At 68.8% G+C, this 22,508-nt stretch carries 30 protein-coding genes; 11 read left to right on the top strand and 19 right to left on the bottom strand.

Annotation, left to right across the window (positions count from 1 at the left end; all coding sequences use genetic code 11):
* Window position 1: 1 nt before the first annotated feature.
* The 12 genes from V5740_RS01110 to hisB are packed head-to-tail and all read right to left on the bottom strand — an operon-like array spanning window position 2 to window position 7,902.
* Window positions 2–865 (bottom strand): energy transducer TonB, encoded by an 864-nt coding sequence (locus tag V5740_RS01110; protein ID WP_347303253.1) that lies wholly within the window; start codon window positions 863–865, stop codon window positions 2–4.
* A gap of 10 nt (window positions 866–875) precedes the next feature.
* Window positions 876–1,331 (bottom strand): ExbD/TolR family protein, encoded by a 456-nt coding sequence (locus tag V5740_RS01105; RefSeq protein ID WP_347303252.1) that lies wholly within the window; start codon window positions 1,329–1,331, stop codon window positions 876–878.
* Window positions 1,331–2,038, bottom strand: coding sequence for a protein TolQ (gene tolQ / locus V5740_RS01100; protein WP_347303251.1), 708 nt, complete (start codon window positions 2,036–2,038; stop codon window positions 1,331–1,333). Before tolQ ends, V5740_RS01105 begins: the two co-directional genes overlap by 1 nt.
* A complete protein-coding gene (locus tag V5740_RS01095) occupies window positions 2,035–2,517 on the bottom strand; it encodes a YbgC/FadM family acyl-CoA thioesterase (RefSeq protein WP_347303250.1) in 483 nt (160 codons plus the stop codon). The genes tolQ and V5740_RS01095 overlap by 4 nt, the downstream gene beginning before the upstream one ends.
* Before the next feature lie 3 nt (window positions 2,518–2,520).
* Window positions 2,521–2,898 carry a histidine triad nucleotide-binding protein gene (locus V5740_RS01090; RefSeq protein ID WP_347303249.1) on the bottom strand — a complete coding sequence of 126 codons (378 nt, stop codon included), beginning with the start codon at window positions 2,896–2,898 and terminating at the stop codon, window positions 2,521–2,523.
* Entirely contained in the window at window positions 2,898–3,215 is a 318-nt protein-coding gene (locus V5740_RS01085) for a phosphoribosyl-ATP diphosphatase (RefSeq protein WP_347303248.1), read from the bottom strand. Before V5740_RS01085 ends, V5740_RS01090 begins: the two co-directional genes overlap by 1 nt.
* Window positions 3,215–3,976: an imidazole glycerol phosphate synthase subunit HisF gene (hisF, locus tag V5740_RS01080; protein WP_347303247.1), complete on the bottom strand. Its 762-nt coding sequence runs from the start codon at window positions 3,974–3,976 to the stop codon at window positions 3,215–3,217. Before hisF ends, V5740_RS01085 begins: the two co-directional genes overlap by 1 nt.
* Complete coding sequence (gene hisA / locus V5740_RS01075) at window positions 3,973–4,701, bottom strand: 1-(5-phosphoribosyl)-5-[(5-phosphoribosylamino)methylideneamino]imidazole-4-carboxamide isomerase (RefSeq protein ID WP_347303246.1); 729 nt, start codon at window positions 4,699–4,701, stop codon at window positions 3,973–3,975. Before hisA ends, hisF begins: the two co-directional genes overlap by 4 nt.
* A 29-nt stretch (window positions 4,702–4,730) precedes the next feature.
* On the bottom strand, window positions 4,731–5,861 hold the full coding sequence (locus tag V5740_RS01070) for a glycosidase (protein WP_347303245.1): 1,131 nt from the start codon (window positions 5,859–5,861) through the stop codon (window positions 4,731–4,733).
* Window positions 5,858–6,634, bottom strand: coding sequence for an SDR family oxidoreductase (locus V5740_RS01065; protein WP_347303244.1), 777 nt, complete (start codon window positions 6,632–6,634; stop codon window positions 5,858–5,860). Before V5740_RS01065 ends, V5740_RS01070 begins: the two co-directional genes overlap by 4 nt.
* 52 nt (window positions 6,635–6,686) lie before the next feature.
* Window positions 6,687–7,316, bottom strand: a complete 630-nt coding sequence (gene hisH / locus V5740_RS01060) for an imidazole glycerol phosphate synthase subunit HisH (protein ID WP_347303243.1) — start codon at window positions 7,314–7,316, stop codon at window positions 6,687–6,689.
* Entirely contained in the window at window positions 7,309–7,902 is a 594-nt protein-coding gene (gene hisB / locus V5740_RS01055; RefSeq protein WP_347303242.1) for an imidazoleglycerol-phosphate dehydratase HisB, read from the bottom strand. Before hisB ends, hisH begins: the two co-directional genes overlap by 8 nt.
* Before the next feature lie 83 nt (window positions 7,903–7,985).
* On the opposite strand from hisB, the gene V5740_RS01050 reads away from it, so the two are divergent.
* The 8 genes from V5740_RS01050 (at window position 7,986) to V5740_RS01015 (ending at window position 12,046) form a co-directional block, all read left to right on the top strand.
* Window positions 7,986–8,492 (top strand): ClpXP protease specificity-enhancing factor SspB, encoded by a 507-nt coding sequence (locus tag V5740_RS01050; protein ID WP_347303241.1) that lies wholly within the window; start codon window positions 7,986–7,988, stop codon window positions 8,490–8,492.
* 49 nt (window positions 8,493–8,541) lie between these two features.
* Window positions 8,542–9,003 carry a hypothetical protein gene (locus tag V5740_RS01045; RefSeq protein ID WP_347303240.1) on the top strand — a complete coding sequence of 154 codons (462 nt, stop codon included), beginning with the start codon at window positions 8,542–8,544 and terminating at the stop codon, window positions 9,001–9,003.
* 83 nt (window positions 9,004–9,086) lie between these two features.
* Window positions 9,087–9,767 carry a guanylate kinase gene (gene gmk, locus V5740_RS01040; protein ID WP_347303239.1) on the top strand — a complete coding sequence of 227 codons (681 nt, stop codon included), beginning with the start codon at window positions 9,087–9,089 and terminating at the stop codon, window positions 9,765–9,767.
* A 56-nt stretch (window positions 9,768–9,823) separates the two neighbouring features.
* Entirely contained in the window at window positions 9,824–10,663 is an 840-nt protein-coding gene (dapD, locus tag V5740_RS01035; RefSeq protein ID WP_347303238.1) for a 2,3,4,5-tetrahydropyridine-2,6-dicarboxylate N-succinyltransferase, read from the top strand.
* Window positions 10,664–10,755: 92 nt separating this feature from the next.
* Window positions 10,756–11,067 carry a hypothetical protein gene (locus tag V5740_RS01030; protein WP_347303237.1) on the top strand — a complete coding sequence of 104 codons (312 nt, stop codon included), beginning with the start codon at window positions 10,756–10,758 and terminating at the stop codon, window positions 11,065–11,067.
* A 4-nt stretch (window positions 11,068–11,071) separates the two neighbouring features.
* Window positions 11,072–11,290: a DUF2945 domain-containing protein gene (locus V5740_RS01025; protein ID WP_347303236.1), complete on the top strand. Its 219-nt coding sequence runs from the start codon at window positions 11,072–11,074 to the stop codon at window positions 11,288–11,290.
* On the top strand, window positions 11,290–11,631 hold the full coding sequence (locus tag V5740_RS01020; RefSeq protein ID WP_347303235.1) for a DUF3140 domain-containing protein: 342 nt from the start codon (window positions 11,290–11,292) through the stop codon (window positions 11,629–11,631). The genes V5740_RS01025 and V5740_RS01020 overlap by 1 nt, the downstream gene beginning before the upstream one ends.
* On the top strand, window positions 11,624–12,046 hold the full coding sequence (locus V5740_RS01015) for a DUF1810 domain-containing protein (RefSeq protein WP_347303234.1): 423 nt from the start codon (window positions 11,624–11,626) through the stop codon (window positions 12,044–12,046). Before V5740_RS01020 ends, V5740_RS01015 begins: the two co-directional genes overlap by 8 nt.
* 6 nt (window positions 12,047–12,052) lie before the next feature.
* On the opposite strand, the gene V5740_RS01010 is transcribed toward V5740_RS01015, so the two are convergent.
* Both V5740_RS01010 and V5740_RS01005 read right to left on the bottom strand, forming a co-directional pair.
* Window positions 12,053–13,402, bottom strand: coding sequence for a dipeptidase (locus V5740_RS01010; protein ID WP_347303233.1), 1,350 nt, complete (start codon window positions 13,400–13,402; stop codon window positions 12,053–12,055).
* Window positions 13,399–14,202: a DUF72 domain-containing protein gene (locus V5740_RS01005; RefSeq protein ID WP_347303232.1), complete on the bottom strand. Its 804-nt coding sequence runs from the start codon at window positions 14,200–14,202 to the stop codon at window positions 13,399–13,401. The genes V5740_RS01010 and V5740_RS01005 overlap by 4 nt, the downstream gene beginning before the upstream one ends.
* An 80-nt stretch (window positions 14,203–14,282) precedes the next feature.
* On the opposite strand from V5740_RS01005, the gene V5740_RS01000 reads away from it, so the two are divergent.
* Both V5740_RS01000 and V5740_RS00995 read left to right on the top strand, forming a co-directional pair.
* Window positions 14,283–14,738 (top strand): pyridoxamine 5'-phosphate oxidase family protein, encoded by a 456-nt coding sequence (locus tag V5740_RS01000; RefSeq protein WP_347303231.1) that lies wholly within the window; start codon window positions 14,283–14,285, stop codon window positions 14,736–14,738.
* Window positions 14,739–14,748: 10 nt separating this feature from the next.
* Window positions 14,749–15,150 (top strand): DoxX family protein, encoded by a 402-nt coding sequence (locus tag V5740_RS00995; protein WP_347303230.1) that lies wholly within the window; start codon window positions 14,749–14,751, stop codon window positions 15,148–15,150.
* 3 nt (window positions 15,151–15,153) lie between these two features.
* Here V5740_RS00995 and V5740_RS00990 read toward each other — a convergent pair whose 3' ends face one another.
* On the bottom strand, window positions 15,154–15,405 hold the full coding sequence (locus tag V5740_RS00990; RefSeq protein WP_347303229.1) for an SWIB/MDM2 domain-containing protein: 252 nt from the start codon (window positions 15,403–15,405) through the stop codon (window positions 15,154–15,156).
* 75 nt (window positions 15,406–15,480) lie between these two features.
* On the bottom strand, window positions 15,481–16,083 hold the full coding sequence (locus V5740_RS00985; protein ID WP_347303228.1) for a YbhB/YbcL family Raf kinase inhibitor-like protein: 603 nt from the start codon (window positions 16,081–16,083) through the stop codon (window positions 15,481–15,483).
* Window positions 16,084–16,238: 155 nt separating this feature from the next.
* On the opposite strand from V5740_RS00985, the gene V5740_RS00980 reads away from it, so the two are divergent.
* Window positions 16,239–17,699: a S41 family peptidase gene (locus V5740_RS00980; protein WP_347303227.1), complete on the top strand. Its 1,461-nt coding sequence runs from the start codon at window positions 16,239–16,241 to the stop codon at window positions 17,697–17,699.
* Here V5740_RS00980 and V5740_RS00975 read toward each other — a convergent pair.
* From V5740_RS00975 to V5740_RS00965, 3 genes are read right to left on the bottom strand one after another with little or no spacing between them, the layout of a single operon-like run.
* Entirely contained in the window at window positions 17,693–18,982 is a 1,290-nt protein-coding gene (locus V5740_RS00975) for a cation:proton antiporter (RefSeq protein ID WP_347303226.1), read from the bottom strand. The two genes, V5740_RS00980 and V5740_RS00975, sit on opposite strands and share 7 nt — an antisense overlap.
* 40 nt (window positions 18,983–19,022) lie before the next feature.
* A complete protein-coding gene (locus V5740_RS00970) occupies window positions 19,023–21,872 on the bottom strand; it encodes a pitrilysin family protein (RefSeq protein WP_347303225.1) in 2,850 nt (949 codons plus the stop codon).
* A gap of 30 nt (window positions 21,873–21,902) precedes the next feature.
* Window positions 21,903–22,487, bottom strand: coding sequence for a J domain-containing protein (locus V5740_RS00965; RefSeq protein ID WP_347303224.1), 585 nt, complete (start codon window positions 22,485–22,487; stop codon window positions 21,903–21,905).
* Window positions 22,488–22,508 lie beyond the last annotated feature (21 nt).

The following is a 22,508-nucleotide window of genomic DNA, read 5'->3' as shown; positions in this document are numbered from 1 at the left end:
GTTACAGCCTTCTGTCGAAGCGGGAGGTGACCAATTGCCACCTGGTATAGAATTCGGCCGGGAGGTCGAACGGTGCCGCCAGTTGCACGGCGCGAATCGCGCGCTCGCAATGCAGTTCAACCTGCGGGGCATTGGCGGCGGTCTTGCCGGTCTGGCTGACGCAGCTGGGTCGGCCGTTCAGCGATCCGTCGCGATTGAGCCGGAAGCGGACCATGGTGACGAGCTGTTCGGCATCCACGCCCTGCGGCGCGCTCCAATGCGGGCGGATCTGGCGGGAGATCGCCGAATTGAGGGAGGCCGCTTCCGCCGCGCCGAAGGCGGCAGCGGGCGTGCCGCTCTGCTCGTTCCGGTCGCCGGCGCTGGTGCCCGCCAGGAAGTCCGCCCCGATGCGACTGCCGCCGGCGCGTTCCGTGGGGCGGCTCGGCTGCGGCGCGGGCCGCGCGGCGGCGCGACTGGGTGCCGGGCTCGGCCGGGCCTGCCGCGATGGCGCGGGGGACGGGCGCGCGCTCGATCGCGGGCTCGGCCGGGCGGATGGGCGTGGCGCGGGTCGGGTGCGCTCCACCGGACGCGGCGGCGGTTCGGCGACAGGCTCGGGCTGCGGCTCCGGCGCGGGGGCTGGCGGCGGAGCGGGCACTGGCGCCAGTTCGGGCGCGACCGCCGCCTGCGCGGCCAGCGATGGATCGGGCGCGGTGGATTGCAGGCTGACCTCGTCCGCCAAGCTGACGGTGATCGCCTCCGGTTCGGCCAGCGGCACGGAAGGCGCCTTGTCATGCAGCCACAGCGCGGCGAACAGCGCCACATGCGCCACCGCCGCAATGGCGAGGCCCAGGCGCTCCTCGCGCGTCAGATGTCCGGCCCCTGTCATGCCAGCAGGGCTATGGAGCGGTGGCTGAACCATTGGTGACCAGCGAGATTGAGTTGAAGCCGGCGCGGTTCAGTTCACCCATCACCGCAACCACCCGGCCGTAATCGAGCGCGCGATCGGCCCGCAGCGTCACCAGCGGCGGCTCCGCCCCGGCACTTGCCGCCAGGGATTCGAGCGCCGCCGGCAGGCCGCCTTCGGGTACCCGGCCATCGTCGATGAAGATGAAGCCCTGCGCGTCGATCGACACTGCGATGCTCTGCGGATCCTGGTCCGCGGGCGCGGCGCGACTGTCCGGCAGCTCGACCGGCACCGCGCTCTGCAACAGCGGGGCCGTCACCATGAAGATGATCAGCAGCACCAGCATGACGTCGACCAGCGGCGTCACGTTGATCTCCGCCACGGCGGCACGACGCCTGCTGCGCCCGCGTCCGCGCCCTCCGCCGCCGCCTGCGACACCCATCGCCATCAGCCGCGCTCCAGCTCGCGGCCGATCGATGCCGCCACCTTGTCGGCGAAGCGCTGCATCCGCGCCTCGTACCCGTTCACCCGGTGGCTGAAGCGATTGTAGGCGATCACCGCCGGAATGGCCGCGAACAGGCCGATCGCGGTGGCGAACAGCGCCTCCGAAATGCCGGGGGCGACCACGGCCAGGCTGCTGTTCTGCTGCGACCCGATCTGGAAGAAGCTGTTCATGATGCCCCACACGGTGCCGAACAGGCCGACGAACGGGGCGACCGAACCGGTGGTGGCAAGGAAGTTCAGCCGGTCGGATAGGGTGTCCGCCTCCGCCGCGACCTGCCCTTCCATCGCCAGCGCCACGCGCCCGCGGGTGCCCGCGGGATCACGCACGCCATCGGCGGTGGAGGCATCCAGTTCCGTGATGCCGGCCCCCGCCACCCGCGCGAAGGGGGTGTTGCGGCGCGACTTGCCGCCGATCAGCCGCGCCGGATCGTCCGCCTCCCAGAAATCGCGCTCGAACTCCGTGGAGGCGCGGCCGGTGCGGGCCATCTGCAGGGAGAAGCTGACGATGATCGTCCACACCCAGATGCTGGCAAGCACCAGGCCGGCGATCACCAGCTGCACGACGATGTCGGCATCCAGGAACAGTTGCACCGGATCGAGCCGCGTGGGCGCGGCTGCGGTGGAACTGGCGGCCAGCAGGTCGACGATCATGGGGAAACCTCAGGTGCAATGAAGGACTGGAAGGCGGCCCGCCAGCCGGCGGGCTGGCGGACCGGACGGCCACCGGGACCGACGAAGCCGACGCGAACCTGCGCCTCGGCCAGCATGCGATCATCGGCATCACCCGTGCCCGCGTCAAGCTGAAGCCAGGCTTGCTGGATCAGCCGCACGCTGGCCGCGCCCGATTGCAGCGTGCGGGTGCGGACCAGCACGGCATCGTCCAGCCGGGCGGGCGCAAGGTAACGGATCGACAGTTCCGACACGGCGTAGGTGCCGGTCCCGTCCTCCGCTGCGGCGCGCTGGTCCACGCCCAGCAGGCGCAGCAGGTCCGACCGAGCGCGTTCGAACCAGCGCAGGTAATTGGCGTGGTAGGCGATGCCGGACAGGTCGGTGTCCTCGTAATACACGCGCAACGCGAACAGATGCTCCGTGCCGTGTAGAATGCCCGTCGGCGGGCTCAGCCGCTGCACCGATCAGCCGGCGATCATGCGGCCAAGCGGCGCGCCGCCGAACAGGTGGACATGCAGATGCGGCACTTCCTGCCCGCCATGGGCGCCGACATTGGCCAGCACGCGATAGCCCGGCTCCACCAGGTCCAGTTGCCGCGCCACCGTGCCGACCGCCCGGACGAAACCGGCAATGAGATCGGCGGGTGCCTGGGCGGAGAAATCGTCCCAGCTCACGTAATCGCCCTTGGGCACCACCAGCACGTGCACCGGCGCCTGCGGGGCGATGTCGTGGAAGGCGAGCGCGTGATCGTCCTCGTACACCTTGTTGCACGGGATCTCCCCGCGCAGGATCTTGGCGAAGATGTTGTCAGGATCGTAGGGCAGCGTCGGGTCGATCGGCATCAGCTTCCTCTCGCGGCTTTCTCGGCGATGCCGGACACGCCTTCGCGCCGGTCCAGCTCGGCCAGCACGTCATCGAAGGGTATCCCGCGCTCCGCCAGCAGCACCATGAGGTGGAACATGAGGTCGGCGCTTTCGCCCACCAGCTTGTCCCGCTCCGCCAGGGCGGCGATGACGACCTCGACCGCCTCCTCCCCCAGCTTGCGCGCGGCCAGCGGCGCGCCACCGGCCAGCAGCTTGGCGACGTAGGAGGTTTCGGGCGCGGCGCCCCGGCGCGCGGCGATGGTGGCCTCCAGCCGGGCGAGCGTATCCTGCGCCATCAGCTTCGCGCCGGCAGGCCCGCCGCGCGCAGGGCGGCATGCGCCTCCGCCACGCTGTGCGTGCCGAAATGGAAGATGGATGCGGCGAGCACCGCGCTGGCGCCGCCCTTGGTGACGCCCTCCACCAAATGGTCGAGCGTACCAACCCCGCCGCTGGCGACCACCGGCACGCTCACCCGGTCGGCGATGGCGCGCGTCAGTTCGAGGTCATAGCCGGCCTTGGTGCCGTCGCCGTCCATGCTGGTCACCAGCAACTCGCCCGCGCCCAGCTCCGCCAGCTTCTCGGCATGGGCGACCGCGTCGATGCCGGTCGCGCGCCGGCCGCCATGGGTGAAGATCTCCCACTTGCCCTCGCCCGTGCGCCGCGCATCGACGGAGGCGACGACGCACTGGCTGCCGAACCGCTCCGCAATGTCGGCGATCACTTCGGGCCGGCTCACCGCGGCGGAGTTCACCGCCACCTTGTCCGCCCCTGCCAGCAGCAGAGCACGCGCATCCTCGGCACTGCGCACGCCGCCACCCACGGTCAACGGCATGAAGCACACCGCCGCCGTGCGGCTGACGATGTCGAGCAGCGTGCCGCGCCCTTCATGAGTGGCCGAAATGTCGAGGAAGCACAGCTCGTCCGCGCCCGCCGCGTCATAGGCGCGCGCCTGCTCCACCGGATCGCCGGCATCCTTGAGGTCGACGAAGTTGACCCCCTTCACCACGCGCCCGTCGGCGACGTCGAGGCAGGGGATGACGCGGATGCGGACGGTCATGCCGGCTCCGCCACGCTGATGGCCTCCGCCAGGTCGAGCCGGCCGTCATACAGTGCCCGTCCGGTGATCACGCCCTCGATGCCCTCGCTTGCATGAGCCGCGAGCTGGTGGATGTCGTCGATCCCGGCGACCCCGCCGCTGGCGATCACCGGGATGCTGACCGCCCGTGCCAGCGCGACCGTCGCCTCCACATTGCAGCCCTTCAGCAGCCCGTCCCGCCCGATATCGGTGAACAGCAGCGCGGCGACGCCCGCATCCTCGAACCGGCGGGCGAGGTCGGTGGCGGGCATGTCGCTGATCGCGGCCCAGCCCTCCGTCGCGACCATGCCGTCGCGCGCGTCCACCGCCACGACGATCCGGCCGGGATGCGCCGTGGCCATGGCCTTCACGAAGTCTGGATCCTTCAGCGCGGCGGTGCCCATCACCACCCGCGCGACGCCCAGGTCCAGCCAGCCTTCGACCGCCGCCGCATCGCGGATGCCGCCGCCCAGCTGCACCTGCCCCGGAAAGGCGCGCAGCACGCTCTCGACCGCGTCGCGGTTCTCCGCCCGTCCGGCGAAACTGCCGTCCAGGTCCACCACGTGCAGGTGAGTGGCGCCGGCGGCGGCGAACAGGCGGGCCTGCGCGGCGGGGTCGTCGCCATACACGGTGGCGCGATCCATGTCGCCTTCGGCCAGGCGCACGACCTGACCGGCCTTGAGGTCGATGGCGGGAAACACGATCATGCGCCGGCGGTTAGCAGGGCAAGCGCGCTTCAGGAAGCCACGAAGGCATCCCGCGGCACATGGGTGATCCGGCAGGCCAGGTCCGCCTCCCCGCTGGCGATGATGAAGCGGTCGGGCTCCTCCACGATGCCGGTGGTGAACACCACGTCATGCACGTACATCTGCTCCGCCAGCGGCGCGGTCAGGTCGGGGTTCGCCTCCAGCAGCGGCGGATGGCTGGTGGCGATCGCGCGCCAGGGCTCCTGCGAATCCAGCAGCGACCAGTAGGTGCGGTACTTGCCGACGATGCCGGACGGTTCCACCCCGTGCCACAAGGTCAGCCAGCCGCGCTGGCCCGCCACCTCGGTCAGGATGGGCGGCGTGCCCCCGCCGATCCGCGCGGTGCTGACCGTGCCGGCATGGGGCCGGATACCGGGCTGCAGATGCGGCTGCCAGTGCCGCGCATCGGGGCTGGTGGCGAGATTGATCGACGGTCCGGCATGGTACGGGCTGCGGGGCGGATAGGCGAAATACAGGTCGCCCAGGGGCCGCGTCTGGGCCCAGAACTTGCCGTCGATCAGCCCTTCGAAGATCAGCATGTCCTTGTTCTGGTGATCGAGCACGATCCCCTCGAACGTCCAATCAAGCCCATTGGCCGAGGAATAGAGCGTCGTCGAATGCCGCTCCGGACTGACCGAACAGGTCGTCATCCACCATGTGTCGTCCACCCGGCTGATCCGCGCATCCTCCACGCCATAGCACTGCCAGTTGCCGGCGGGCGCGATGGCCTTGTCGTAATGGATCGCCACCTGCTCCGTCCCGTTGGGCGACAGCTCGACCGGCAGCAGCCAGCTGAGCGAGGTCAGCGCCATCACCTTCCAGCCGTGCTGCCGCAGCAGGAACTTGCGCGGATCGGCGGTGTCCGCCTGCTCCAGCGGCCAGGCATCGAGCACGTAGGCGCCGTCCTGCCAGCGGATCGCGTGGACGTGCCCGTCGAACACCGGTTCGCGCAATGCCTCCGCCACGCGCACCATCAGCAGCAGATTGCCGTTGGGCAGCCGCGTCATGCCTGGATTGAAGGCGCCCAGCACGTAGGTTTCGGCGCCCAGGCCGGCCAGCGGCGACCGGGTGAGGTCGATTTGGTCCGGCGTCAGGATCAGCGTGTCGACGGCGAAGCTCATTCCTCGGTATTCCGCTGCACCAGCACCAGCTCCTGCACCACGGTCCGGCGCGGCTGCGTGAGCATGAAATGTACGCCGACGGCGATATCCTCCGCCCGCATCATGCTTTCATCGGCGATCCGCTGCTGCTGCTCCTCCTCGCTGACATCGTCCTTGACCATGTCGCTGCCGGTCAGCGCGGGCACCACCAGCCCGACCTTGATCCCCTCGGTCCCAAGCTCCCGCCGCAGAGCTTCGGCGAAGCCGTGGATGCCCGCCTTGATCCCGGCATAGACGGTGGAGGACGGGCCGAGCTTGTGCTTGGCGTAGCTACCGGTGAAGATCACGTCCCCGCCGCCGCCGTTCGCCTGCATCTGCGACACCGCCTTGTGCGCCCCCACCATGTAGCCGGTGAAATTGATCTCGATCGCGTCGCGGACGTCCTGCTCGCCCATGTCGGTCAGGCCCTCGGCCGCGATGGAGGCGTTCAGCACGGCGATGTCATATTCGCCCAGCGTATCGGACGCCTCCACGAAGAAGCGGTCGAGTTCGCCGGGCTTGGAAAAGTCGCAGGTGATGCCGTGCGCGGTGCCGACCTTGTTCAGGTGGTCCAGCGCGTCGGCCAGGTCATCATCGCTCCGCCCGCCGGTGAAGACGGTCACGCCCTCGCTCGCCAGCAGCGTGGCGATGGCCCGGCCGATGCCGGTGGTGCCGCCGGTGATGACGGCCTTGCGCCCATTCAGCGAAGGGCGCTTGGTATGCAGGTCGGAAAGAACGGGATCGGCGTCGGCCATGGATGTCTCCTTGTGCAGCGGAGACGGCACACGGCCGATAGGGTTCCGGTCTTCAGGGGTTCCAGTCGAGGAACCGTGCCAGCATCTGCAGGCCATAGGCCTGGCTCTTTTCCGGATGGAACTGCACGCCCACGATGTTGTCGCGGCCCACCGCCGCCACCAGCCCGCCGCCATGGTCGGTCATCGCCGCCACCTGCCGGCCGTCATCGGGCTGGAAGTGGTAGGAGTGGAGGAAATACGCCTCGCCGCCCTTGATCAGCTCCGCCCCATCATGGTGGCCCGCCGGCTCCACGTCGTTCCAGCCCATATGCGGCACCTTTATGGCCGGATCGGTCCGCTCGATCAGGCGCACCGCCCCTTCGATCCAGCCGAGGCCGGGCGTCACGCCATGTTCGTGCCCCTCGCTGGCGAGCAATTGCATGCCGACGCAGATGCCCAGGAACGGCACGCCGCCATCCAGCACCCGTTCCTCCATCGCGTCCACCAGGCCGGGGATGGCGCGCAAGCCTTCGGCGCAGGCGCGGAAGGAGCCGACGCCCGGCAACACGATCCGCCGCGCGCCGCGCACCAGGTCGGGATCGGCGGTCACCGCGACATGGCCGGCACCCGCCGCGATCAGCGCATTGTGCACCGAATGCAAGTTGCCCGCGCCGTAATCGATCAGGGCGATCGCCTCAGCCACCCAATTGCCCCTTCGTGGATGGGATCGCCCCGTTCTTGCGTGCGTCCAGCTCTACCGCCTGGCGCATGGCGCGGGCGAAGCCCTTGAAGATGGCTTCGGCGATGTGGTGGTTGTTGGTCCCGTACAGCAGCTCGACATGCAGCGTGATACCGGCAGCCTGCGCCACCGAATGGAACCAGTGGTCAATCAGTTCGGTGTCGAGCGTCCCCAGCTTCACCTGGGAGAAGCCGGCATGCCACACCAGCCATGGCCGGCCGGAGATATCCAGCGCCACGCGCACCAGCGTCTCGTCCATCGGGCTGTACGCGGTGCCGTAGCGGCCGATCCCGCCCTTGTCGCCCAGCGCCTGGGCGATCGCCTGGCCCAGCGCGATGCCGCTGTCCTCACACGTATGGTGCTCGTCCACATGCAGGTCGCCATCGACCTTCAGCGTGACGTCGATCAGCGAATGGCGGCTGAACTGCTCGATCATGTGGTCGAGGAAGCCGATGCCGGTATGGATGTCGAACCGGCCGGTGCCATCGAGGTTCACCTCGACCAGGATGTCGGTTTCCGCCGTGGTGCGGGCAATTCGGCCGGTGCGCATGGGCGCGGCTATAATCCGCCCTGCCCTGCGTGCAAGCATTCGCGCTTGACCACGGGGTTGCTCGCCGCCACGTAGCCCCTGCGATGAGCGACAGCACACCCGATAGCCTGATCCCCTATGACGAGATCGTTCAGGAGGCGCTGCGCGCCGTCGTGGGCCGCGTCCTCGGCTCGGTGGAACGGGGCGGCGGTACGCTGCCGGGTGGCCACCACTTCTACATCACCTTTAAGACCGGCGCGCCGGGCGTGTCGATCCCCCGGCACCTGACCGAACGCTTCCCGGACGAGATGACGATCGTGCTGCAGAACAAGTTCTGGGACCTGAATGTCGGGGAAGACGGCTTTTCCGTCGGCCTGACCTTCAGTCAGATCCCGGCCAAGCTGCAGATCCCGTTCAGCGCGATCACCGCCTTTGTCGACCCTGCGGTGGATTTCGGCCTGCAGTTCCAGGCGATGGTGCCGGACCAGGAAGAGCCTACGCCGCACGACCCCGCCGGCAACGATGGCGCGGAACGCGGCGATGATGGCGGCGTTGCGGCAAAGGATGACGGGTCCAACGTCGTCACGGTCGATTTCGGCCGCAAGAAGTAGCCGGCCGGTGCCCTGACGCCCTGCCGGAACAGCAGGGGGTACAGGGGTAATGAGCATCCTTTCGGAAGAACGCCGGCTGCGGCGGCGCAGCGTCCGCAAGGTCAGCCGCGTGGCGCACCGCGTGGGCGACAAGGCCCGCGCCGGCATCAAGAAGGTGCCCGGTCCCAGCCCGAACCCCGCGACCAACCTGCTGATCGCCGACGTCGCGCTGCAGGGCGCGACCATGCTGTTCCGCCGGTCCATGCAGAAGGGCATGCTGGCGCTGCGCTTCGATCCCGACAAGGCGCGGGAAATCGTGCAGGGCCGCTCCATGATGCAGAGCGCGGTCTCGCTGCTGGCCGGCCGCATGGCGACCCGTTCTGTCCCGGGCCTGTTGCTGGTCGGCGGCGGGCTGGTCGCGAAGACGATCCTCGACCGCGCGATGGGCCATCGCGATGCCGCCGCGCAGGGCACCCGCAAGCTGATGAAGCAGGCGGAGAACGCGCCGGAGGACAGCAGCGAACCGATCTGACCGGGGCTGCTGCGGGGCGGTAATTGCCCGCCCCGTATTCTCCCGCCCTTGATCCCGACCCCTTCCATGCGCCATGTGCGCGCATGGACCCGGCCCCCATCGCCCCGCCGCCTGCCCCCGCGACGCCCGGTTTCGCGCCGCTCAGCGTGCCGCGCCGCGGGCTGATGTTCATCCTCTCCTCGCCATCGGGTGCCGGCAAGACGACGATCGCGCGCAAGCTGCTGGCGGTCGATGGCGGACTCGACCTGTCGGTGTCCGTCACCACCCGGCCCATGCGGCCGGGCGAGGTGGAAGGGCGCGACTACTATTTCACCGATCGCGAGACCTTTACGCAGATGGAGGCGGCCGGCGCGTTCCTGGAATGGGCGGAGGTGTTCGGCAATTGCTACGCCACGCCGCACGCCCACATCGCCGAAGGGTTGGCGCAGGGGCGCGACTTCCTGTTCGACATCGACTGGCAGGGGGCGCAGCAATTGCGCACCCGCATGGGCCCGGATGTCGTCTCGGTCTTCCTGCTGCCACCGGACATCGCCACGCTGGAGGCGCGGCTGCGCGGCCGCCAGACCGACAGCGAGGCGGTGATCGCCGATCGCATGGCACGCGCCCGGGCGGAGATCAGCCACTGGGACGCCTACGATTACGTCGTCATCAACGACGATGTCGAGGGGTGCTTCGGCACGGTCCGCGCGATCCTGCAGGCGGAGCGGCTGCGTCGCACCCGGCAGGCCGGCCTCAAGGATTTCACTGCCGCGCTGATGCGCTGACGCTTGCTCCGCCGGCGGGGAGCGGTTAGCCGCGCCCCAGCCAAAGGGAGCCTGCCATGTCCGCCGATCTCGCCACCGCCATCGCCGCCGCCTGGGACGAACGTGCCAACGTCACCCCCGCCCGCCTGGATGTGCGCGCCGACGTGGAACTCGCCCTCGCGCTGCTCGACAGCGGGGAACAGCGCGTGGCGGAACCGGACGGCAATGGCGGCTGGCGCGTCAACCAGTGGCTGAAGCAGGCGGTGCTGCTGTCGTTCCGCCTCAACGACAATGTCGGCATCCCCGCCGGCGCCGGCGGCGCCCCCGCCTATGACAAGGTACCCAGCAAGTTCGCCGGCTGGACCGACGCCCGCTTCGCGCAAGCCGGCTTCCGCGTGGTGCCGGGCGCGGTCGCCCGCCGGGGCAGCTTCATCGGCAAGGGCGTGGTCCTGATGCCGTCCTTCGTGAACATCGGCGCCTATGTCGGCGATGGCACGATGGTCGACACCTGGGCGACGGTCGGATCGTGCGCGCAGATCGGGCGCAACGTCCACATCTCCGGCGGCGCGGGCATCGGCGGCGTGCTGGAGCCGCTGCAGGCCGAACCCGTCATCATCGGCGACGGCGCCTTCATCGGCGCGCGTTCCGAGGTCGCGGAAGGCGTGCGCGTCGGCGAAGGGGCCGTGCTGTCCATGGGCGTCTATCTGGGCGCCTCGACCAAGATCGTCGATCGCGCCACGGGCGAAGTCCACCGCGGCACCGTGCCGCCCTATTCCGTCGTGGTGCCCGGCAGCCTGCCCGGCAAGCCGCTGCCCGACGGCACGCCCGGTCCGTCGCTCTATTGCGCGGTGATCGTGAAGACGGTGGACGCGCAGACCCGCGCCAAGACCGGCATCAACGAGCTGCTGCGCGACTGACCCCCGCCCCGCCTGGCAGGAACCATCCCCCGGCCTGAGCCGTAGCTTGCTAGCCGTTGCAGAACGGCGGCAATCGGCAAGGAGGCGGTGCAATGGTGGGTCAACCGGGCGACGGCAGCGGCGGCGCGCATCTGGAAACGATAGAGGCTCGCGCGGGCAGCACCAGCGGCACCGTGCGCCGCGTGCTGATCTTCGGCACGCTGCTGGGTGTGATCCTGTTGGGCGCGGTCTACCTGTTCGGCTCCGCCAGCCATGACGAGATGGCCCCCAACGCATCGGAACGGATTGCCGAGGAACAGGCCGCCGCCGCGGAGCGGGAGGATGTGGACGGCGTGGTCGGCATCGACGAGGACGCCGACACCTTCGCGCCCGACAGCGCCGCCCCCACGCGGACGGAGAACTGAGGCGATGAGCAACAGCTTCGCCAAGGGCAGCAAGGTCAGCTGGCAATGGAGCGGCGACAAGGCGACGGGCAAGGTCGCCGACCGGTTCGACCGCCGCGTGCAGCGGACGATCAAGGGCAGCAAGGTCGTGCGCAACGGCAGCAAGGATGATCCCGCCTACCTGATCGAGCAGGATGATGGCGACAAGGTGCTGAAGCTCGGCTCCGAACTGAGCAAGGCGTGATGGACAAGGACGAACAGCAGGACACCTATGCCGAGTTCGCTGACGCGGTGAACATGGCGCCGGCCGAGCTGGAACGCTGGCTGGACACGGACGAGGCGAAATCGGTCGGCGACACGCACGGCGATGGGGAAAGCACCGGGCACAAGTCCGGCCGGCGCATCGTCGAACTGCGCCACAAGAAGAAGGCGGACCTGACCGACGATGATTATGCCCACATGCGCAAGGTCGTCGGCTATGTTCATCGCCACCTGGCGCAGCGGCCGGATGGCGAGGTCAGCGAAACCAATTGGCGCTATTCGCTGATGAACTGGGGCCATGACCCGCTGAAAGGCAATGGCTGACACCGGCCTGCAGCGCTTCGTCACCGCGCAGGACGGAACCTACCAGCAAGCCTTGGCGGAGGTGCGCGCCGGCGACAAACGCAGCCACTGGATGTGGTTCACCTTTCCCCAGCTTGCCGGATTGGGTCGCAGCCCCACCGCGCAGTTCTACGGCATCGCCTGCCGGGCGGAGGCGATCGACTACCTCGCCCACCCGGTGCTCGGCCCGCGTTTGCTGGAGATCACCGATACCATGCTCGCCTGGTCCGGGCGGCGCACCGCGGCCGCGATCCTGGGCGAGATCGATGCGCTGAAGTTCCGCAGTTCCATGACCCTGTTCGCCGAAGTGGCGGACGATCCTGAACCCTTTATCAGCGCGCTCGCCGCCTTCCATGGCGGCGAGCGCGACCCGCTCACCTTGCGATTGCTGGACTGACCGGCCTTACGCCGCCTCCTCGCTCACCGGGGTTTCCAGCGGCAAGTCGTCGGCATGGTCCGCGGCATAGGCTTCCGCCGCCTGCATGACCCGCATCATGTTGCGACTGCTGATCTTCTGGAGGTCTTCCTGCGAGTATCCGCGCCGCGCCAGTTCGGTGAACAAGGCGGGATACCCGGCGACATCCTCCATCCCGACCGGCCCGCTCGGCATGCCGTCATAATCGCCGCCGATGCCGATGTGATCGATGCCTGCCACGTTGCGGATGTGGTCGATATGGTCGGCCATGTCGGCGATGGTCGCCGTCGCCGCCGGGTTGGCGGTCAGCCAGGTGGCAAGCTCCGCATCGACCTGGTCGGGGGCATCGGGATACAGCGCCTCCAGCCGCTCGATCTCCGCCGTCTGCCGGGCATTCCATTCACGCACATTGTTGCTGATGAAGCTCGGCAGCGCGACCACCATCACGATCCCGCCATTTTCCGGCAGGCGGGTCAGCACGCTGTCGGGCACGTTGCGCAGATGCGCGGCCACGGCGCGCGCGCCCGAATGGCTGAAGATCACCGGGGCACCGCGCGTCTCGCGAATGGTGTCGAGCGCGTCCAGCATCGTCGCCTCGCTCACATGGCTGAGATCGACCAGCATGCCGATCCGCTGCATCTCGCGCACCACGATGGTGCCGAATTCAGTCAGACCGTCATGCTCCGGATCGTCGGTCGCGCTGTCGGCCCAGGGCGTGTTGCTGGAATGGGTCAGCGTCAGGTAACGGGCGCCCAGCGCATACATCTGCCGGATGACCGCCAGGCTGCTGCCGATGGAATGGCCGCCTTCCATCCCCAGCAGGCTGGCGATCCTGCCCGCCGCCATCGCATCGGCCACATCACCGCTGGTCAGTGCCAGCTGCAATTCGCGGGGGTAGCGGGCGATCAGCCGCTTGGTGACGTCGATCTGCTCCATCGTGGCGACCACCGCCTCCGGCTCCGGCAGGGCGGCGCTGACATAGACGGACCAGAACTGCGCGCCCACCTTGCCGGCACGCAGGCGCGGCAGATCGGTGTGCATGGCGGTTTCCAGCGGTCCTGTACCCTGCGCCCGCGTGTTGCCGAAATCGAAGTTCAGCAGGACGTTGTTGTACCGCCCGCGCAACTGCCATGGCACGTCGTTGTGCCCGTCCCACACCGGCGCGGCGTTCAGGGCGGCGTCGGCGACCTCCTTCGGATCGGGCGCCGGCGGGGCCAGCATGTCCAGCGTCAGCCCGCCCGGGCGCCTGATATCCTGCTGCGCCGCATCCTGCGCGTTGGCAGCGGCAGCCAGGCTCAGCGCCAGCGCACTTGCGCAGGCCAATGTGGCAGATCTCATGTCGTCCCTTTCAATCGCTCCGCCAGGGCCATCGCCGCGGCGGGCGCGCGTTCCTTCGCGCCATTGATGAGAAAGGCGAACACGTCACCCCCCGGCGGCGGCTTATCGGCCGAGCTGCCCACGATTGGCAAGCCCGGCGGCATACGTCCTTCGCCCCATGCCCGGCACATGACCGCCAGCCTCTCGATCTCGTCCGGCGGATAGCCGGTCGGCTCGTCCGCCTGCATGTCCTGGCAGCGCAGATAGGTGAAATCCGCCGTCCGGTCGCCGATCCGCACGCGATCGGGATGTTCGGACCACACCACCGCCACGCCCGCCGCACGCGCCAGTTCGACGAACTCGGCACAGGCGAAGCTTTCGTGCCCCACTTCGATCGCATGGCGCAGCCGCACGCCGGCATGTTCCGCCGGCAGCAATCGCAGGAACGCCGCCAGATCCTCTGCCTCGAACCTTTTGGTGGTCGCCATCTGCCAGCAGATCGGGCCCAGCCGGTCGCCCAGTTCGGTGACCCCCTGCGCCAGGAAGGTGCCGACCGCCTCACCGGCCTCCGCCAGGACCTTGCGGTTGGTGACGTAGCGGCTGCCCTTCACCGTGAAGACGAAACCGTCGGGCACCTCGTCTCGCCATTTGCGGAAGCTGTCCGGCTTCTGCAGGCGGTGGAAAGTCGCGTTGATCTCGATCGCGCCGGTCGCGCGGGCGGCGAAATGCAGTTCCCCCTTTTGCGGCAGGTCGGGCGGGTAGAAGGCGCCGCCGCGCCACGCGGGATAGACCCAGCCGCCGATGCCGGTGCGGATCGTCATGTGCCTCGCTCCTTCGCCTGTGCCGGAACCGGGTTCCGATCCGACCGGTTGACCAGCCACATGCTATCAGGAGCGCAACCGTGACCAAGAGCCTGCACGACATTTCCGACGCCATGAAGGACATCGACTTCTGCATGCTGGTCAGCCGCGCCGCGGACGGCTCGCTCGGTGGCCGGCCGATGAGCAACAACCGGCAGGTCGCCTACGAAGGAACCAGCTGGTTCTTCACGCTCGACAATGCGCGCAGCGTGGACGACATCAGCCGCGATCCGTCGGTCGGTCTGACCTACCAGGGAAAGGCGGGGCTGAAGGGACTGGTCGGCGCGCCCGGCCTGTTCGTGCATGTCGAGGGAGAGGCGAAGCTGATCCGCGACAAGGCCGCTTTCCTGGAGCACTGGAATCCGGACTTGGAGCGCTGGTTCAGCGAAGGCGCCGACACGCCCGGCCTGGTGCTGATCGAGGTGCAAGCGAAGCGCATCCATTACTGGGAAGGCGAGGCGGAAGGCGAGGTGCGGCTGCCCGCATCCGCCGGCTGAAGGCGCCCGCTTGATCGCGCGCCGCATCACCGGCGCCGCGCTGGCGCTGTTCTATGGCACGGCGGGCGTGTTCCATCTCGCCCGGCCGGCGCCATTCCTGTCGATCATGCCGCGCTGGGTTCCCGCGCCCGAACTGGTGGTGCAGGCGACCGGCTGGGCCGAACTGGCCGGCGCGGCGGCGCTGGCGCAGCCATGGTCGGCAGGTCTGCGGCGGGCCGGTGGATGGGGGTTGGCGGCTTACGCGCTGTGCGTGTGGCCGGCGAACGTGCAGCACATGCTGCTGGATTTCGCCCGGGCTGATGGCGGGCTTGGCCCTGCCTATCACAGCCCGCGGATGCTGGCGCAGCCCGTGCTGATCTGGGCCGGCCTGTGGACCGGCGGCGTCACGGACTGGCCGTGGCGCCGCCGATAGCGCTTAGCTGAGGTGCTTGGACACCGCGGCGGTCATCTTGAACATGGAGATCTGGTCCTTGCCGATCACCGCACCCAGCTTGTCGTCCGGGTTGATCTGACGCTTGTCCTTCTCGTCCTGCAGGCTGTTGGACTTGATGTAGTCCCACACCTTGCTGGTCACTTCGGCGCGCGTCATCGGGCCCTTGCCCACGACCTTCTCCAGGTCGTCCGACACGTTCACCGGCTTGTTCAGCGCATTGTTCTTGGCAGCCATTGTGTGTTCCCTGTCCTTCCTTGGTGGCTTCAATCTACGCCGGTGGCTGTCCGTTCCCGCTAAAACGGTTCGGGATCAGCCCTCGTCATCCTCGTCCCAGGCGTCGTCATCGTCGCCTTCGCTGCGGACATAGGTGCCGGTCAGCACCGCGACGCCCAGCACATGACCTTCCATCGCCGCCAGCAATTCGTCCCGGCTCGCGCCCGGCATCAGCGTCAGCGGCAGGTCCAGCGCGAACAGCTGGAACACGTAATCATGCGGACCATGCCCGGTCGGCGGGTCGGGCAGCAACCATTCGGAATTGCCATAGGCGTTCTTGCCTACCCGCGGCGGCGTCTCGCCCTCCAGCAATTGGCCGGCGCCGGGCTGCAGGCCCCAGACCAGCCAGTGGCAGAACGGCTGCGGCGCGGGTGCGTCGGGATCCTCCACCACCAGCACCAGATCCTGCGTGCCGGCGGGCGGCTGGGTCCAATGCAGCGGCGGGGCGACGGCGTCTTCCTCGTCCGCGGTGAAGCTGGGATCCAGCGGCTCGCCATCGGCGAAGGCGGCGGAGGAGAGGGCGAAGCCGGCCGTCCCGACCAGTCCTTCGTCACCCAGCCTGGCCACCGCCAGCTTGCCGTGGCCGGCGCGTACATCGCCGAGCAGACGGCCGAGCCAGGCTGGCACATGTTCGAGCATCGGTGGCACAACTCCCGTCACAACTTGGGGGCGACTCCTGCCCGCTCCCGCCCGCCTTGGCAAGGGCAGGCGCAAACCGTTGATCCCTCGTCATCTTCCTTGTGACCGGAAACGTACCTGTCTAGAATCGATGAGATCGGGGATCGAGGGACGACATGCGACGCAGGGTGTTTGGAACCGGGCTGTGCGCACTGGCGGCGCTGCTGTCGGCTTGCGGCGGCGGTGATGGCGGTGGCAGCGGCGGCGGATTGATCACCGGCGGCGGCGGCGCCCCGGCGCCCACGCCCTCACCCACTCCGGCACCGGTCGCCAGCACCTGCGCCCTCGCCAGCCGCCAGGCCTGGGCCAAGACCGCGCTCGACGAATGGTATCTGTTTCCGGAAAACCTCGCGGCCGGCGTGCAGCCCACCGCCTACGGCAATGTGGACGACTACATCGACGCGCTGGTCGCCCCCGCACGCGCGCTGGGCCGCGACCGGTATTTCACCTACCTCACCTCCATCGCGGAGGAGAACGCCTATTACTCCTCCGGCTCCAGCGCCGGGTTCGGCTTCCGCCTGGTCTATGACGAAGCCAATCGCCGCGTGATCGTCAGCGAGACGTTTGAGAACACGCCGGCCCTCGCCGCCGGCATCGACCGCGGGGCGGAGATCACCGCGATCAACGGGCAAAGCGTCAGCACCCTGTTCGCCAGCGGCGGCGCCAACGCCGTCTACTCCGCGCTCGGCCCGTCCGACCCCGGCGTCAGCCGCACGCTGACCTACCGCGACACTGCGGGCGCGACACGGACGGTGACGCTGGCCAAGGCGGACTTCACGCTCGACCCCGTATCGGATCGCTACGGCGCGCAGGTGCTGGGGACCGGCGCCGCACGCACGGGTTATATCAACTTGCGCACCTTCATCGATACGGCCGAACCGGACTTGGCGGCTGCCTTTGCCCGATTCCGGGCGGAAGGGATCAGCCGGGTCATCATCGATCTGCGTTACAATGGCGGCGGACTGATCCGCACGGCGCAGGCGTTGGGTAACCTGCTGGCGGCGGACCGCGGCGGGCAGCTGTTCGGCGAGATCACCTATCGGCCGTCCAAGGCAGCGCAGAACGAACGGTTCAACTTCCAGCCGCCAGCGCAGGCGATTGCGCCCACCCGCATCGCCTTCATCGGAACGGAGAGCACCGCGTCGGCCAGCGAACTGGTGATCAACGCCTTCACCCCGTATCTCGGCCGGAACATGGCACTGGTCGGCAGCAACACCTACGGCAAGCCGGTCGGGCAGATCGCCATCGACCAGCCTTCCTGCGACGACCGGCTGCGCGTGGTCGCCTTGCGCACGGTGAACTCGGCAGGTCAGGGCGACTATTACCGGGGTCTCGCGACCACGGTGCCGGTCACCTGCGCCGCGACAGACGACCTCACCCGCCAGCTCGGCGATCCGGCTGAGGGGATGATCGCCACCGCGCTGCGCTGGCTGGATGGCGGCAGCTGCACCCCCATCTCCGCCAGTGCGAATGCCACGGCCAGCACGACCCGCACGGGCACGCCTGCCACCCGCCGCCTGCTGACCCCGGCCGTGCCGCGCAGCACGGCGGAACGCGAACTGCCCGGCGCCTACTGATCGTCCACCACCGCGTTGCCATGTCCATCGCCGTCCGGGCGGGGCTTGGCGACCCGGTCCACCGCGATGCCGGCGGTCAGGCCGTGGATGATGGTCGAAAGCAGGATGGTGAAGGCGATCGTCGCCCACAATTCGCCCTCGTTCACCAACTCCATATGATGAGTGGCGAAGCCGAGGTAATACACCGAGCCGATCCCGCGCACGCCGTAGAACGCGACCACCGCACGTTCGCGCGGTCGCAACTCCGTCCTGGCGAGTGACAACCAGCCGGCCAGCGGACGGATTACCAGCAGTAGCGCCAGCGCGATGCCCATCAGCGTCCAGGTCAGGTCTTCCCACAACAACGGCAGCACGCCGCCGACCAAGACCAGCAGGATGGCGGTCAAGGAAAGCTCGATCGCCTCGTTGAAGCTGTGCAGCTTCGTATGGAAGGTGTGCTTTTCCTCCACCCGCCGCAGCACCAGCCCGGCGACAAAGCAGCTGATGAAGCCGTACCCTTCGATCAGCTCGGTCGTGCCGTAGCACAGCAGCACCCCGGCAAGGGCCAGGAGGCCGGACCCTGTATCCGCCAGCACGTTGCCGCGAGGTATGACGAACAACACCCGCCCCAGCACCCAGCCGATCGCCGCGCCCGCCAGCGTACCGATGGCAATGCGGTAAAGGACGTCCAGCAGAAACCACTCCACCAGCAGGTCTGGGAAGGAGAATGCCGCCATGCCGACAAACAGCGCCAGGTAGACGAAGGGGAAGGACAGCCCGTCATTCAGGCCCGCCTCGGTCGTCAGGGCGAAGCGGACCGGATGCTCGCCACCTTCGGTCGGCGGGCCGACCTGCACATCGCCGGCGAGAACGGGATCGGTCGGCGCCAGCACCGCCCCCAACAGGATCGCGCCCGCCGCCGTCATCCCGCCCCACGCCCAGCCGAGCAACGCCACGGCGCCGATCGTCAGCGGCATCGCCAGCGCGAGCAGCCGGATGGTTGGCGTCCAGCGCGTCAGCGAATGCAGATTGTCGATGCGGAGGCCCGTGCCGAACAGCGCCACGATGACGGCGATTTCGCTCAGCACCTCCCAGAACCGGCTCTGCTCCCGGGGGTCGAGCGCGCCGGGCAGGTCGGGGATGAGGTGGAAGGCGATGGCGCCGATGCCGATCAGCAGCGCAGAGGCCGCCGGCTCCCGCCCGGTGACGAAGCGCGGCAGCCAGTAGGCGAGGATGATACCCATCCCCAGCGCCATCAGCGTGGTGTGGTAGGAGCTCAGGCCATAGAAGGGTTGGTCGGGCATCGGCAGCTAAGAACGTCTGCCGATGCCCGCCGGGTCCGACCTAAAGATTTGCTGCGTCGAGATACTCGACCGGGAGGTCGATGCCCGACAATTGCGCATCGATCGCCTTGCGATCACCGACCACCACGATCGCCAGCGCACCCGGCTGCAGGTACTCCGCAGCCGCCGCGTCGATCGCGCCCGCATCAAGGTTGCGGTAGATGGTGGCCAGCCGCTCCTGATAATCGTCCGGACGGCCGAGCGCCCGGTTGGCGAGCAGCGCGCCCAGGACCTGCCCGTTGGTCTGAAAGCGGTTGGGCAGGCCGCGCACATTCCCCTCCGTCACGCGCTGCAATTCCTCCGGCGTGACGCCCTGCCCACCGGCGAAGGCGCCGATATCGTCCAGGATCAGGCGGATCGCATCGCCCGTACGATCGGTCTGCACCGGTGTGGATACGACGAAGCTGCGCGGGCCGACAGGCTGCGCGACGGAGCTGCCGATGCCGTAGGTCCAGCCCTTGTCCTCCCGCAGGTCCATGTTCAGCCGGCTCAGGAAGCCGCCGCCGATCACCTCATTGGCGAGCTCCAGCGATTCCTTGCCCTGGTCCCTGCCCGTCAGCGGCAGCACCCGGCCGAGCAAGAGAACGCTTTGCGGGCTGTTGGGCCGGTCGATCACCACCAGCCGGGCCCCGCCCGCCGGGACAGCGGCGGTCAGGTCCTTGACCGGCTTGGCCCCTGCCGGTGCCTGCCAGTCGCCGAACGCCTGTTCCAGCGCCGGCACCAGTTCGGCCATGGCGACATCGCCCACCACGGTGATCGCGGCATTGTCCGGCCGCAGCCATTCATCGTGCTCGTCCGCGAGCGCCTCTGGCGTCAACGCCTCCACCACGGCCGTCTTGCCGCTGGCACCGACGCCGCCATAGGGATGCCCGTCACCAAAGATCAGCGGCCCCAGCGCTCGGCGCGCAAGACCCGCTGGGCTCGCCTGTTCCTGTTGGATGGCGGCGAGGCGCTGGTTCTTGACCCGTGCCACCTCCGCCGCCGCAAAGGCCGGATTGCGCACAATATCGGCCATCAGCGCCAGCGACGGCGCGAGATTGGCGCTCAGCGCGCTCATGCTGACGCTGGAGGTGTCGATGCCGGTCGCCGTGCTGATCGTCGCGCCCAGCAGTTCCTGCTCCTCCGCGATGTCGCCGGCGCTGCGCGTGGTGGTGCCTTCCTCCAGCATCTCCATCATCAGCGATTGCGTGCCCGCTGCGGCCGCCCCGTCGGCCGCGGTGCCGGCGTCGAACGTCATGGCCAGGCTGACCTTGGGCACGCTGGTCCGCCGCGCCAGCGCAACTTCCATGCCGTTGGACAGGGTGGCCCGTTCCACTTCCGGGAAATCCAACTCGCCCACGGGCGCCACTTCGGGCGCGGCGCGCGGGGTCGGGGTGATCGGCGGCGCGGCCTCCTCCGGCGCGGGCGCGGGGGCAGGTACGGTGCCCTCATCACCCCAGCCGCCCAGCAGCGCGCCATCCTCCGTCCGTTCGCCCGGCACGATCGCCAGCGTATAGGACGGGCGACCCAGCCAGCGTTGCAAGGCGGCCTGCACCTCCGCCGGGGTCAGGCTGGCGAGCCGGGCGAGCTCCGCCTTGTAGTGCGCCGGATCGCCGGCATAGAGTTGCCCTTCGGCCAACGTGGAGCCCTTGCCGCCGAATCCACCGACCTGTTCCAGCGCACCGATCTGCCCCGACACGATCTGCGTCGCGGCCCGCTGCAATTCCTCCGCCGTGGGACCATTGGCGACGAGATCGGCGATCACCGCATCGAAGCGTGCCTCGGCCTCGGCCGCCTCCACGCCCGGCCGCACCTCCATCTGCGCCACCAGCCAGCTCAGCTGCTCGTCCTGGCCGCTGCTGGCGGACACGCTGACGGCCAGTTGCTCGTCGCGTACCAGCACATTGTCGAGCCGGCTGCTGGCAAGACCGCCCAGCACCGCCATGCCGGCGGCCAGCGGCACCGCGTCCGCCTCCGTCAGCGCAGGCCCGGTCCACGCGCGCATGATCAGCGTGCTGGGCACCTGGTCGGTCATGGTCTCCCGCACCGGCGCCTGCAGCGTCAGCGGCTCCGCCGCGACCTCCGCCACGTCAGGCCCGCGCGGGATGGAGCCGAACCAGCGTTCCACCATCGGCCGCGCAGCGGCGGCGTCGATGTCGCCGGTCAGCGCCAGGACGACGTTGTTGGGCCCGTAATTGTCGGTGAACCACTTGCGCACATCGGCGAGGCTGGCGGCATCGAGGTCCGCCATCGAACCGATCACCGAATGGCGATAAGGATGCCCGACCGGCAGCAGGCCATCGCTCAGCTTGTAGCGGAGCAGGCCATAAGGCTGGTTATCGCCCTGCCGCTTCTCGTTCTGCACCACGCCGCGCTGCTTATCGAGCTTGTCCTGGTCGATCGCGCCCAGCAGGTAGCCCATGCGGTCGCTTTCCATGAACAGCGCCAGGTCCAGCGCGCCGGTCGGGACCGTTTCCACGTAGTTCGTGCGATCCGTGTCGGTCGACCCGTTGGTCGCGGTCGATCCCGCCGCCTCGAGCGGAATGTCGAAGTTCGGCACGTTCTCGCTGCCGGTGAACATCAGATGCTCGAACAGGTGGGCAAAGCCGGTGCGTCCGCGTGGCTCGTGCTTGCTGCCGACGCGGTAATAGACGGTGACGCCTACGACCGGTGCCTTTCGGTCCGTGTGAACGATCGTCGTCAATCCGTTGGGCAGTGTGAACGTCTCATACGGGATGTCCACCGCCGCGACCAGTTCGCTCAGCGGTGCAGGCTCGACCGCCTGCTGCGCCTGAAGGCTGATGGGGGTCAGGACCGTCCCGCAAAGGGCGGCCAGGGCGAAGCTCGTGCGGAGCAGGCGATGCGGTTTCACCCTCGCTGGATAGCACCGCCACATGGCCGATCAAGCGAAGGCGGCGGCGCCTCTCAGGAGGTTGTACGCCTCGACCACCCGCTGCAGCTTGGCCTCGTGCGCGCGGTCGCCGCCATTGCGGTCCGGATGGTAACGGCGCACCAGATCGGAATAGCGCCGCCGCAGCCCTGCCCGGTCCGTCTGGCCGTCCAGCCCCATCACCCCCAGCGCCTCCCGTTCGCGCGGGGTGAAGCGGGTCTGCGTGACATGGCGACCGGCCGCCTTGCGCCGGATGTCGGCCGCCCGCGCGCCGATCGCTTCGAGCGGATCGTCGAAATCGGCCCATTTCGGCATTGCGGTGCCGCCATCGGCGCGGAAGGCGCGTGTCTCCCGCGCCCAGCCGGCGATCGGCGACTGCGCCTGCAGGATCTCCTCCGCGCTCATGCCCTCGAACCAGTCGTATCCGGCGTTGAACTCGCGCACATGGGTCAGGCAGAACCAGCGCCAGTGCCCCGGTCCATCGAAACTGCTGCCCCGGTTGCCGGGCGCGCGGAACTCGCCCGGCTCGTCACACCCTGGTGCCTCGCACCGCTGACCCCTGCCCTCATGCCGTCCGTGAAATCGCTGCTGCCGCATCTGCCAACAGATGGTAACGGC

This window comes from Croceibacterium sp. TMG7-5b_MA50 (assembly GCF_039830145.1).
Lineage (GTDB): Bacteria > Pseudomonadota > Alphaproteobacteria > Sphingomonadales > Sphingomonadaceae > Croceibacterium.
This window is presented reverse-complemented; position numbering and strand designations above follow the sequence as displayed.